Source organism: Bradyrhizobium zhengyangense (assembly GCF_022012435.1).
GTDB lineage: Bacteria > Pseudomonadota > Alphaproteobacteria > Rhizobiales > Xanthobacteraceae > Bradyrhizobium > Bradyrhizobium zhengyangense.
Genome location: NZ_JAKLUA010000004.1, coordinates 184274 through 196970 on the forward strand (window position 1 = coordinate 184274; position 12697 = coordinate 196970).

Here is a 12697-nt window from a genome sequence, read left to right on the forward strand (position 1 = left end):
CTTTTGGTGCAGCGATTGACGTGCCAAGGATGGCACAGTGGCTGATTCAACTTCTCGGGGGAATCACCGCAGATGTGCCGTAAAATGCATGCCGCGCCGCTGACACCAGCGGGCCTTGCTATCGATGGCGTCGAGATTGGGGCCGCGAAGATCATCGTATTAGCAAGGCCAAGCACGAAGATGGCGACCTGTCCTGAATGCGGTGCCGTTTCGGATCGGATCCATAGCCGCTACAGGCGGCGCCTGATCGATTTGCCTGCCCACGGTCGAATCGTCGAGATCAATGTTGAGACACGCCGGTTTCGATGTGTCAGAACGGGCTGCCGGCGGCGCATTTTTGTCCAGCGCCTCGGCGACGCGGTCGCATTGCCCTCAGCCCGGCGAACGGTGCGAATGGATGGCATCGTGCATCGCCTCGGGCTCGCACTGGGTGGGCGTCCCGGACATAACTTGGCAAGCCGCCTGGCAATCCCGGTCAGTAAAGATACCTTGCTTAGAACGGTTCGCCGGCGCGCGGCACGCCCTCGCGACCCCTTGCGCGCGGTCGGCATTGACGACTGGGCCTGGCGCAAAGGATGCCAGTACGGTACCGTCATCTGTGATCTCGAGCGCCGCCGCATCGTTGCACTCCTGCCAGATCGCGCGAGTGGCACCAGTGCCGCCTGGCTGCGCGATCACCCCAGCATCGAGTTCATTGCCCGGGATCGTGGCGCGAGCTACGGCGACGCCGCATCCAAGGGTGCGCCCCAGGCCATACAAATCGCGGATCGTTGGCACCTCTTCGAGAACGCCAGCGCGAGCTTTCTTGATGTCGTGCGCCAGAACATGCACGCCATCCGCAAATCGTCGGCCACTGGCGACATCGACCCCGCATTACTCAGTTGTGCCGAACGCAAGCGGTGGGAGAATTTCCAACACCGCAAGAAGACGGTCGACGCGGTGTTGCGGCTGCTCGAACAGGGAACTCCACTCAAACAGATTACCCGTCGGCTTAGCCTTGCACGCCAGACCGTTCGACGTATTGCCCGAGGCGGCGGACTGGAGGTCTTCCGCAGCCGCGTGAGCATCCTCGAGCCGTACGCCGAGACGCTCGACGCGCTCTGGACGGGCGGCTGCCGGAATGGCGCCGAACTCTGGCGCCGGCTGCGGACAAAGGGATTCCAAGGATCCCTTCGGGTCGTCGCCGAATGGGTCACCCGCCGCCGCCTCGACGAGTCATCGAATCCGGCCGGGCGGATGAGGAAGACCCCGTCGGCACGCAAGATTGCGCGGCTTATGACAATCGAACGCGATCAAGTACCGAGGGATCAGGCATCGCTGATGGCAAAGATCGCGCACGATGTCCCACCGTTGCTCGAGGCCCGCGACTTGGTCGATCGCTTCCACGAAATCATGCGCCAGCAAACAGCCGCCGACCTCAATCCATGGATCGCCGCCGCGATCGCCAGTCCACTAAGCTCGTTCGCCAAGGGCATCATCGCGGATCGCGACGCCGTTCGAGCCGCAATCATCCAACCATGGTCGAACGGTCAGACCGAAGGTCAAATCACAAAGCTCAAACTGGTGAAGCGTCAGATGTACGGGCGTGCAAAACTCGATCTGCTTGAGGCACGCGTCATCGGCGCCGCGTAAACAACTGCACCAAAAGTGAGTCAGAGCCCAAGCTCGGAGCCGATCCACACACTGGGCCTCCTGCTTTGGACGCGATTGGGGCGCGCAAACTTCCTTACGATCCTTCACGCTCAAGGCCTCAAAGTTGGGAAGCCGATCGATGGGCGACATGCAGCCGCGATCTTATTCAGAAGATGAAGCAACCCAAATGCCCGGCCGCACGCAGCGGCGGATGACTGGGCCATGCTCGCCGAGCGAGTGCAGCATAATCCAGCCGTTGGTCACGAGATCGCAGATGCCTGAGTGCCGACGCAGGACATCGTCCATCTTAGTTTCGGGAGCAGCGATGAAGACGTTCAGACGTACCGGCTCATGGACAAAGCGCTTGCCGTCATGGACCGACTGCCATGGCAACCCGACTCGCAGGTCGCCGGCGTTGCCTTCAAGCACGCCGAGCTGGCCGACAATGTTGTGCAGCACCTTGTTGCCGCTTCCGAACGCCGCGTTATTAACGGTCGAGCCGTAGTATTGCAGATTGATCCAGCTCGCGACCACCAGCGGCGCGGTCATGATCAACTCCAGCACCCGATGATCCCGATCCTGCTCGTGGATATAGGAGTGCAGGAAGGCGCGGCCGGACAGGTCGAGACCGCGCGTGACGCTGCGCGGGGCAGCGATGAACGCGGCGTTTCCCGCGAGGCCCCATTCTGGCCGGACTTGGGACCAGTCCTTGCTACGCGCCTTGATCGCGGCGTCGGCATCCGCCGCATCTCCGACGCCCAGCAGCGCGCGGCGCTCGAGCCTCGCCAGATGAGCGGCATCGGCCAGGCGCAATTTCAACCGTGCCAGATCGTCGGCGAGTTGCGCCGGCAGGTCCTCCTCGTCGAACAGCTTTACGTCGTCAGTGGTGGTATCGTGAAGCGCACCGACGAACCAGCAGTCGGCGGGGATGTCGATGCCCCGCGCCCGCAAGCCATCGCGGACCTGCGAATCGTTGAGGATCGCGGCGGCGACACGCGCATTGGCCTCGCCTGTGTGACCGCCACAGGCGCCGCAGTCGAGGCCCGAGGCGTGTGGATTGTTGACCGTGGTGCTACCGTGGCCCGTCAGCAGCACGAGGCGCGCGAACGGCCCGGTCAGTGACATCGCCTTCAGCACCGCCTCGGCCATATCGACGGCCTGCAAGTCGGTAAAGCCGGTGGAACGCCCTTTGAGCTTGCCAGGCGCGAGACGCGGGCCGACCCTCGCAGCGACGTCGGAATCGAGACCATCGCTGACCGGCGATGGCACCGGTCGGGTTACGCCCGCGCTGTCAGTCGCGATCTTCGCCGCGAAGCCGAGGCCTGCCGTCTCCACAAAGGAGAAGGACGACACTGCGGAGACCTTGAACGATTTCCAAGCCTTCGCCACTCGCCGCCGGAGCAGTCGCTGGCCCAGCACTTCGGCTTCCTCGAACGGCTCGGCGTCCTTGACTTCTTCGCAGACGATGAACGCCGGTTTGAGCAGCACGGGACATTGCGCGCCGCCCCGAAGGTGGCCTATCGGAACATATTCGATGGGGAAGCCGAAGAAGCCGGCGAAACCGATCGTTTCCACCTCCGGAGAAAGGGTCTCAAGCGCGCGCCGGAATATTTCCGAGCGCACGTCGATGCAGAAGGCCGCCTGGACCGCAGGCCGGTCCATCCGACCAGACGGTGCCGCGCTGCCGCGGTTGGCGAGGAGTCGGGCGATCAAGTTGCGGCGGAAGACGATCTCGTAGGCCTCCTGCAGGACGACGTCGACGGCGAGCTCGGGAGTCTCGTCTAGGCAGTGATCGACGGGCAGTTTCGCCGCCTGCTCCATCGCTCGCGCCCAGGCTGTCCTGAAGGCGTCATCGGTCCGCGCCTCGAACAGCGCAAAACCCCAGGCGAGCCGGATCGCAAGCAGTTCGAGCAGAGTGTCGTCCCGACGGCCCTCGAGCTCCGCGCTCCATCCGACATAGCGCGCGTAGGCCGACCAACCAAGGTCGAACAGTGCGCGCACCAGATAATCCTCGATCGCGCGATCGGGAATCCCGAGGCGGTCGAGGATGACACCGATGGCCTCGATGGGATCTGTAGGCAGAGCCGCAACAGACGTTCGAAAACCCCTGATGCCCATGACTTCGGGATTGCGGTCGTAGATCGCAAGCGTCCGCCAGGCCGCGTAGGGCCTGAGCCTGCGCGTCGGGTTCGGCCAATTGGCCTGGCCCTCGTCGAAATAGCTGGCGCAGAAGGCCGAGATCTCGTCGATCATGAAGGCAACCAGCGAGACGTATCGGTCGCCTTCAGCAAGCCCGTCCAGCACCTCGGCCACAGTGGCGACGACGGCCGGAGGCGCGCCGGCCGGCGCATCCGAGCGCAACCCCTGTTTGAGGCTGTCGATGTCGAGGCCAGCGTCGGGGTGAAGCGCGAGCGCCTGCGCCATCGCCGCATCGTCGATGCGGCCTTCCGCGAGCGCGTGACGGTAGAACGCCCGCGGCATCAGGATGCGCGCCCGCACCACGCGCTCGAACGTCGCGGCGGTGGCGGCAAAACTTTGGCCCGTGAAGCCGAGGAACGGATTGACCGCAACGAAATGCTTGAGCGGCCAGAGCGGTGCGACGCGCGCGCAGGCGGCCGCGATGCGGGCCTCGAGCGTGACGTCCGTGTCGGCTTCGGTCGCTGTGATCTTCAGGGCTAGGGCGGCCTGGTTCATGGTTATCTCGGCGTCAGGGGTTGGTCTTGAGCTTGTTCGACGCGCGTGGCCAAAGCGCCAGCACTAGGCGGTTAGCCAGCGTATTCAGATAGAGCCCGTTGCGCAGATGCACGTAAGCTGCGATCCAAAACAGTGCGTCGGCGCGGCGCATCATCTGGTTCTGAAACACCGTCATCGCCGCAAAGGAGATCACCACTAGCGCGGCGATTAGCATCGGCGCTGTGCCATCCACCGGACGTCCGACCGGGACGCTTCCGGCGGCCAGCCACGCCGTCGCCGCTTGCAGTGCAAAGTAGAGCGCGGCGACACCGGCCGCGGTGACGATGCCGCGCGCGACGACGAAGGCGTTGGGCCGCTCGTCGATTGCATTGGCCATGAGGTGCACGAGCCCCATCAGCAGCACCGATCCCAGCGCGATCTGCGCCGGATTGCTGCGCAAGGTCATACCAAGCCCCCAGCCGATCAGGAGCGTCAGTCCGATCACGCCCGCGAGCGCAAGGATCAGCCGCGCCGGGTGCGGTTGGCCACCGGGGCTAGGCGTCCATGACGCGCGTGCCAGGTCGATGATACTGCCCGATGACAGGAAGGCGTGCGCCTTGTAGAGGGAATGGGCGACGATATGCAGGAGCGCGGCGGAGAAGGCGCCGAGCCCGCATTGCAGCAGCATGAACCCCATCTGGGCCACGGTTGAGTAGGCCAACTGGACCTTCACCGACGTCTGCGTCAGCATCACCAGCGAGCCGAACAGCGCGGTGATGCCGCCGACGACGGCCAGCACGTTGAGGGCCGGCGTCGCCAGCAGCAGCACATCGCCGAGCCGCAGGGCGAGGAAGCCTCCGGCATTGATGATACCGGCATGCAGCAGCGCCGAGACCGGGGTCGGCGTCTCCATCACCTCGCTCAGCCAGCCATGCAGCGGCAATTGCGCGGATTTCAGCATAGCGGTCACGACGATCAGCAGCGCTGCCGCGGAGATGGCCGGCGAACCGATCTCGGCACCGCTGCGCGCCTTGGTGGCCAGATCGGCGACCTCGAGCGTTCCGAAGTGCAGGTAGAGCAGCACGGCGGCGATCGCGAGGCACCCATCGCCGAGCCGGCTCGCGACGAACTTCTTGCGCGAGGCCCGGATGGCGGCCGGCCGCGTGTGGTAGAACAGCAGCAACCGGCCTAGCGAGACGCTGGTGGCGATCCAGGCAACCAGCAGCAGCACTAGATTGCCAGATATCAGCACGGTCAGTACGGAGGCAAGCGTCAGCAGCAGCCAGCGCGTGAACCTGATCTGGCCGGGATCGCCATCCAGATAGTTGCGGCTGTATTTGACGACGACGAGCCCGACGAACCCGACAAGCACGCAGAGGATCGTTGAGAGCGCATCGACGTGCAGCGAGAGTCCTAGCCCGGAGGCTCCCAGCAGCCTCGAGCGTCCCGGCCCGACAACGAAGCAGGCGAGACCTGCCGCGACGACAACGACGAGCGACGCCGCTGCGGCGACGATTGCAAGTCCGACGTAATCCCTGACGCTGGCGCGAGACGGAAGGAACCCGACGAGGCAGAGGGTCAGCGGGGCGAGTACGGCGAGGCAAGGCAGAAACTTTGACATGGCATCTCGGCAGGGTTGATCCGGCGGTCCCCGTCCATACCGCACGACGTCGTTTGTTAAAAATTCAATTATTGAACTAGATCGTTATATCAAATAGAACGATCGTCATGCCGCACCTCAACTACCATCATTTGCGCTATTTCTGGATAATCGCGACCGAAGGCAGCATGAGCCGCGCCGCGCAGCGGCTCAACGTCTCGCCCTCCTCGCTGTCGGTGCAGATCAAGGCTTTGGAAGAGCAGCTTGGCCAGCAGCTGTTCGAGCGGGTCGGTCGCACGCTGCAGCTGACGGAGGCCGGGCGCATCGCGGTCGACTATGCCGGCAGCGTCTTCAAGTCAGGCCATGAACTGATGGAGACGTTGTCCGGCCTGCGGCCCGGACGCCAAGTGCTGCGGGTCGGGGCTGCAGCGACCTTATCACGCAACTTTCAAATCGCTTTTCTGCGGCCACTGATAGGCCGCATTGATGTCGAACTCATCATCCACACTGGACTGTTCGATGATCTGCTCGAGGCGCTCGATGCGCACAAGCTCGATATCGTACTTGCCAATCATCCGGCGTCGCCCGATGCACGCAGTAGCTTTGAGAACACGCTGATCGACGAGCAGGGTGTCAGCATTGTCAGCCACAAGCCGGCGAAGCCTACGCGCCTTGGCTTTCCCCAGGACCTCGCGCGTCTGCCCATCGTACTGCCTGGACGAGGCAACGCGCTACGTTCGGCCTTCGATGCGCTGCTCGGTCGCAGCGGCATCAGGCCGGTCATAGCGGCGGAGGTTGACGACATGGCCATGCTGCGTCTGATGGCGCGCGAAAGCGGCGGCTTGGCGTTGGTTCCGCCGATCGTTGTCATCGACGAACTCCGCTCCGGCCTTCTGGTCGAGCGCATCAGGCTGAATACACTGAAGGAGCAGTTCTTCGCCGTCACCCAGCAACGCCGCTACCCAAATCCGCTGGTCGCGGAATTGATCCGTTCGCCCAGCGCAAGCCGAATTCGCCGAATGAGGGGTACGGAGCCTGTTCGATCGGTTAAGTCTTCAAGAGGTCGATCATCGCCGTGATCGAATAGGCCCCTCGCTTTTCATGAAGAGACTGGCAGGATCAGCGTGGCCGCCTCTTGCACTTAGACTTTCTCCGCCAATCGTCGGTTTTCTTTTCGGTCAACCTCCGCCTGCGACGGAAGAGATCACTCCCTCGGAAGCGACTATGCCCTGTTCTTGGAAAGGGTCGTTGATCCGGCACCGCACAGTGACGCGGCATAATTTTTCAATGCCACTGACCTTCAGGGCTCCAGCGGCGGCTTTCCGGCAGCGCCCGGGCGCTGCGGCGATCGGCCAAGTCCGGGGACACATACTACAGTGTTGATTTGCTGACTCACAATCAGTCCCTTGACGATCCGAACGGCCAATTGATCGCGTTCGAACAAAATAACGCCCACCAGATGATGATGGGCTGAAACGCCAGCCGCGGCACGTGGTACCACCAACTAGACGAGATGTAGGGCAAATCGATTCCTTCGATCGCATGTTTAAAGTTAGCCGGCCAGACACAGAGGGCATATAGTGCCATCAGAATTCCGGCATACTTTTGCTGAGGTCCGACGAGCAGCACGGTTGAGGCCGTCAGTTCGAAGACACCCGTAATAAGGATGACCTGGGGCCGAAATGGCACCCAAGATGGCGTTATCGCAAGTAGCTGTGCCGGCGCCAGCAGGTGCGCGATCCCCGCTGTGGTGTAGAAGACGGCCAGAACCACGCGCATGACGCCGCGCAGTCGTGGGTATGACCGAGCGGCGTCGGTGTTCGCTTGTGGCGCTAACACGTAGTTCCCATTGATGCGGCGGAGGAGTTGGCGCCCGTGCCGGTCGCCCTCCTCGTTCGATCATTCAGCTTGCCGGCATTAGCACCGTGTTGACGACATGAATCACGCCATTGGACTGATTGACGTCGGGAATCGTTATGGTTGACGTACCGCCTTTGGCATCGACAATCATTGTGCGGCTGCCGGCCTTCCTCACGGTCAGTTGTTCACCTTCGACGGTCGTCAGCCTTTGCCCATCGGTTAGATCTTCTGCTTCGAGCTTGCCTGGTACGACATGGTAAGTCAGGATCTTGGTCAAAGTCGATTTGTTCTCCGGCTTCACGAGTGTCTCGACCGTGCCTTTCGGCAGCTTTGCGAAGGCCGAATTGGTTGGAGCGAATACAGTGAAGGGTCCTGGGCCAGACAAAGTATCGACGAGGCCAGCGGCCTTGACGGCTGCGACCAGTGTTGTGTGGTCTCGTGAATGGACGGCGTTAGCAACGATCGTTTTAGTGGGGTACATTGCTGCACCGCCGACCATCACTGTCTTTTCCTTCGCCGCCGCCGGAGCTGTTGCGCTGCCTGCTATGCCGGCGATTGCAAGAGTGACCGAGGCAATCAGAGTGCTGTACTTCATCAGAACCTCCACCTTTTACGCATGAGTTCAATTATGGTTGACGATCTTCACGCCAAACTTAGGCGCCTCAAGCTACGAGCAACGGTGGAGTTCGGTTTCAGTTTTCTCGCAGGATCGACAATTTTTTGCGGCTCTGGAATAAAATGCTCGGGGCGAACGCAACGGAGTATGACCTCCGGATTGTTCCGCACTAGAGAGCAGCCATCCGCCGAGTTAAGAGCGCGCTCGAATGCGAAGGACGCGCCGGATGCTGGTCTTCTCTAAGCCCCCTCCACGCAACCCTGAAGACGAAAGCTCCATCAGATGCAAGGTGGATTCAAAATCAAGCAACATGGCTGCCGGGCTCAGTTCATGCGGATGATTCTCGGGGCAGCGAAGCGCCTAGGACAACTTGGTTATTGAGCTCGTCGTGCGAGAGGAAAACCCCGCCCCTAGCCGGCGGGGCTGTGCGGATCGAGGAGGTAAGGTTCGTTCTCCCAGTTCCTGCGACTACTAATGTCAGGTATTCGGCGCTCCTTGAAAGGGCCGACAACGTTGAGCGTGATTCGCGGCCGATGAAGAGGGGCATTCTTGCTTCGCCGCTGCGCTATGATGCGAGGGCCTAGTACCCGCTCTGGGCGCCGACCGTCGATTGCGCACGACCCACCTCTCTACTTCGCGCCTTGGCATAGTGCGGCCTGCTCGCTTGGGGCGCTATCAACGACGTTCCAACCAAGTCGCTTCACGACCGATGGTGCGACTTCTCAGATGGCCAATGTCGCCCGCGCCTCCAGGTGATCCAATCCCTTTTGAGCATCGTTCCTGCCTCATCACAATCGAGGTGCAGCATGGTCTATGTCTCCATGACTGGCTTCCGCCCGCGTGGCATCGTGCACTTGCCCAGGTTCTGGTGGCGAACGGTCCAATCACTGGCGCAGGCACGTCGTGCCACTGGAATTGTCGTGGTTCAAGCGAAAATCATCGGCGGTACCTATCACACGCTGACAGCCTGGTCGGATCTCGTCAGCATGCGCGCCTTCGTTACAAGCGGCGCGCACCTCAAGGCCATGAAGAATTTTCGAAAGCTCGGGACCGGGAGGATCTTTGGCTATGCTCCCGATAAGGTTCCTGATTGGGACACTATCTACGAGCTCTGGAAGCTGCATAGCCGCGAGGTTTGAGCGGCCATCTCAGGCGGCCGCAACCTGCGTGAGCTCATTGTGCGCATCAGCCCCTTGTGGACGCGACCCCTTCTCATCATCGATCATCCGGGTCACGACGTCGACCGGCATAGGCCGGCCGAAAAGATAGCCTTGAACGCTGTCGCAACCTTCCCCGCGGAGAAAGTCGAGATGGCTCGTCGTCTCGACGCCCTCGGCCAGCACCGGGATGTTGAGGCTGCGGCCGAGCAGCAAGGTCGCCTTGACGATAGCGGCCGCATGCACGCTGGTCTCGACCGCCTGGACGAAGCTCTTGTCGACCTTGATCTTATCAAAGGGAAACGCCTGCAGCGTCGAGAGCGAGGAATAACCCGTTCCAAAATCGTCCATGGCGACGGTGACGCCGATCGCTTTGAGCGCCAGCACGACCTGCAGCGCGTGCTGGCGGTCAGCGATAATGCCGCTCTCGGTCAATTCGATTTCAAGCCGCGACGGCTGCAGGCCCGTCTCGTTCAGGATTTCCGCTACGCGCCGCGGCAGGTCATGATTGAGCTGCATCGGCGCGACATTGACAGCGACCTTGAACGGCAGCCGCCATAGCGCGGCGGCGGTGCAGGCCGTCCGCATCACCCAATCGCCGATATCGATGATCAGGCCGGTCTCTTCGGCAATCGGGATGAAAGCGTCGGGTGGAATGCGTCCCTTCTGCGGATGATTCCAGCGGATCAGGGCCTCGAAGCCGACGATGCCGCCGGTGTTGGTGTCGTTCTGCACCTGATAGTACAGCTCGAGCTCATTGCCGGCGAGCGCGCGCTTGAGGTCGATCGCGAGCTCGGCGCGGACACGGCTCGCCTCGTCCATCGACGGCTCATAAGTGCAGATTTTGCCGCGGCCGAGGCTTTTGGCGCGGTACATTGCCAGATCAGCGCGCTGGGTGAGTTCATCGCCGGCCCGACCGTGCTCGGGAAACAATGCAATGCCGATGCTGCAGCCGACCGCGAGCGTCTGGTGCTGCCACTCGATCGGGTCGAGCACGACGTTGCGCAGGCGCTCGGCGAACTTGACCGCCTCGCCGCGGGCAAAGATCTCGCTCTTCACGGCCACGAATTCGTCGCCGCCGATCCGCGCCAGAAATTCCCCGGGCTGCAATTGCGCCGAGATGCGTTGGGCAACTTGCCGCAGCAGATGATCGCCGCCGACATGGCCGTGGACGTCGTTGATGTCCTTGAAACGATCCAGATCGATTGCCACCACGACCACGCGCGCAGTGTCGTCGCCGCGTCCGGCGAGCAGATCATGCAGTTGCTGCGCCAATCCGTTGCGGTTCGGCAGGCCCGTCAAGGGATCGTGCATCGCCTGATGCTTGTAGCTTTCGGTCGCCTCGTTGGCGGCCTGAAGGTCGATCGCGTAGGCGGAGGCAGCCATCGCCATTATCAGGCTGATGCTGACGATGACGCTGGTGATCATGAACGTATCCGACCGAGCCTGTGGCGGCACCGCCAGGTCGAACGCAGGATAGACGGACATGGCCGCCATGCCGGTGAAATGCAGCGACACGATCGCCAGGAACATCGAGAGCGCGCCGCCATATTTGCAGAAGCGCGTGATCGGCCGTGCGATGCGGTTGGCGGCGACCGCACCGAAGCCGGCCGCAAATACGACGGAGAGCGCAACCAGCGGATAATTCCAGCCCAGAATGCCCGGGACTTCGAACGCGGCCATACCGGTGTAATGCATCGCGGCGATGCCGAGACCGAAGATCGAGCCGCCGCCCTCGATTGCGGGTCCGAGTCTTGTGCGCGTGGTGATGAAGAAGCCGACCCAGGCGAATATCACGGTGATCATCAGCGAGGCGAAGGTCAGCCCGGGTTCGAAGGCGCGAGCCACCGTCGCGTTGTAGCCGAGCATCGCCGCAAAATGCGTGGTCCACACCGTGCCGCCGGCAACGAGGCCGGACAGGAACAGGAGGTTGAAACGCCGCGCCCTGGTGTTGCGCCGGACCCGCGCCAACAGCCGCATCGACAAAAGCGACCCGAGCACGCAAACCAGCACCGCGACAGCGACGTAGCGCAGGTCGTGCTGGCCGGGCAGACAGGTCAGAGCTTGCCACATGCGAATTTGTTCTCCCGGAAGCAGATACGAGGCAGGGCTGCGATTGGATCAGGGCAGGTTGAGAAAGGGTTAGCGGCACGTGAACGCCGCCTCGCCCGACCAAGGTCCAGCGGCAAACAGGGCATCCGGCTTATTAAACGCGGGTTTAGGAAGGAGGAATCGGCCGGACCGAAGCTCGGCACGGTGAAGAAACGGTTCGCTATTGCCGAGATTTCGTCGTCGACGGGAGGCTGGCCACCGGAAAAAGGCCGTGGCGAGCGGGTTCGTGGAGCCCCCCTCGCGTAACGCAACTTCCCTTCACGCAAGGAGCGCAGGAAACCGAGGCGGATAGCCATCTCTTGAATGCAAAATTCCACACGGGCAAGATGTGGTGCCCGCTGCGCGCCGCCAGCGCGCACGGCGACCGCTGCAGCTCTGTGAAAAATAACGAACTCTGCTCACGAGCGGTTCGACCGTCGATTCGGGCCCGCTTTTCCACTAGAGGAAATCAACGAACAGGTATTTTCGAGGCGAGCTGCACGAAGAGATCGATAAGCAGCGATTGTCCGCGAAAAGTAATTACGGCAACAGCGCCTCGTTCTAGGAAAGCGACTTGAACGAGCTGTCAAAAGGTTGGCGGCGGCCTAGCGTTTTCACCAGACGGGAACAGCGACCCTCAGCGAGGCATCCGAATTCTGGAGCTGCTCGACCATCATCTCGACGACCGCATCGCCGGAAATGAAGTTCGGTCCGAGGGGCGACGCAGCAGGATTCGGAATAAGAGCCATAGCCCAATCGGCGAACCGGCGGTCGGTGACCGACTTTGCCTCGACAATACTAATGTCGGTATGTCGACTATCGCTGCATATTCGGATGAAAAGTTGCGTGACCTTTAGCCGGTCTCCTTCGAGCACTTGCGCAAAAGTGTCCTTGTCGAACAGAAGGGCGCCAGATATCCCCAATTGAAGATTGTTTTGTTCGGCAGCTTTCGCAATGCTCATCAGCCCGTTGCCACCGGCTACGGCCTTCCGACGTAGCAAGTTGCGACTGTGATAGACCAATCGGAACAGCATGGGTATCTCGTTCACCTCATAGGCTGACTGCGGG

General features: G+C 61.9%; 9 protein-coding genes. 3 read left to right on the forward strand and 6 right to left on the reverse strand.

The window, feature by feature from the left end; all coding sequences use genetic code 11:
* Positions 1 to 72 precede the first annotated feature (72 nt).
* The gene (locus tag L6637_RS15200; RefSeq protein WP_237871115.1) at positions 73 to 1632 is read left to right on the forward strand and encodes an ISL3 family transposase; all 1560 of its coding nucleotides are present in this window, start codon (positions 73 to 75) and stop codon (positions 1630 to 1632) included.
* Between the two features lie 162 nt (positions 1633 to 1794).
* Here the strand turns inward: L6637_RS15200 and L6637_RS15205 are convergent, their stop codons facing one another.
* Together L6637_RS15205 and L6637_RS15210 are read right to left on the reverse strand one after the other, a co-directional pair.
* On the reverse strand, positions 1795 to 4326 hold the full coding sequence (locus tag L6637_RS15205) for a YbcC family protein (protein ID WP_237871118.1): 2532 nt from the start codon (positions 4324 to 4326) through the stop codon (positions 1795 to 1797).
* 13 nt (positions 4327 to 4339) lie between these two features.
* A complete protein-coding gene (locus L6637_RS15210; RefSeq protein WP_237867226.1) occupies positions 4340 to 5926 on the reverse strand; it encodes a proton-conducting transporter transmembrane domain-containing protein in 1587 nt (528 codons plus the stop codon).
* Between the two features lie 107 nt (positions 5927 to 6033).
* Here L6637_RS15210 and L6637_RS15215 point away from each other — a divergent pair, with 107 nt between their 5' ends.
* Positions 6034 to 6984: a LysR family transcriptional regulator gene (locus L6637_RS15215; protein ID WP_237867227.1), complete on the forward strand. Its 951-nt coding sequence runs from the start codon at positions 6034 to 6036 to the stop codon at positions 6982 to 6984.
* A gap of 319 nt (positions 6985 to 7303) precedes the next feature.
* On the opposite strand, the gene L6637_RS15220 is transcribed toward L6637_RS15215, so the two are convergent.
* Together L6637_RS15220 and L6637_RS15225 are read right to left on the reverse strand one after the other, a co-directional pair.
* Positions 7304 to 7684 (reverse strand): DoxX family protein, encoded by a 381-nt coding sequence (locus L6637_RS15220; protein ID WP_237867229.1) that lies wholly within the window; start codon positions 7682 to 7684, stop codon positions 7304 to 7306.
* 124 nt (positions 7685 to 7808) lie between these two features.
* A complete protein-coding gene (locus L6637_RS15225; protein ID WP_128965729.1) occupies positions 7809 to 8360 on the reverse strand; it encodes a fasciclin domain-containing protein in 552 nt (183 codons plus the stop codon).
* An 827-nt stretch (positions 8361 to 9187) separates the two neighbouring features.
* On the opposite strand from L6637_RS15225, the gene L6637_RS15230 reads away from it, so the two are divergent.
* Positions 9188 to 9520, forward strand: coding sequence for a hypothetical protein (locus L6637_RS15230; protein WP_237871120.1), 333 nt, complete (start codon positions 9188 to 9190; stop codon positions 9518 to 9520).
* A 9-nt stretch (positions 9521 to 9529) separates the two neighbouring features.
* Here L6637_RS15230 and L6637_RS15235 read toward each other — a convergent pair whose 3' ends face one another.
* Positions 9530 to 11611: a putative bifunctional diguanylate cyclase/phosphodiesterase gene (locus tag L6637_RS15235; RefSeq protein ID WP_237871122.1), complete on the reverse strand. Its 2082-nt coding sequence runs from the start codon at positions 11609 to 11611 to the stop codon at positions 9530 to 9532.
* A gap of 632 nt (positions 11612 to 12243) precedes the next feature.
* Positions 12244 to 12663, reverse strand: coding sequence for a BLUF domain-containing protein (locus L6637_RS15240; protein ID WP_237867233.1), 420 nt, complete (start codon positions 12661 to 12663; stop codon positions 12244 to 12246).
* Between the last annotated feature and the right edge of the window lie 34 nt (positions 12664 to 12697).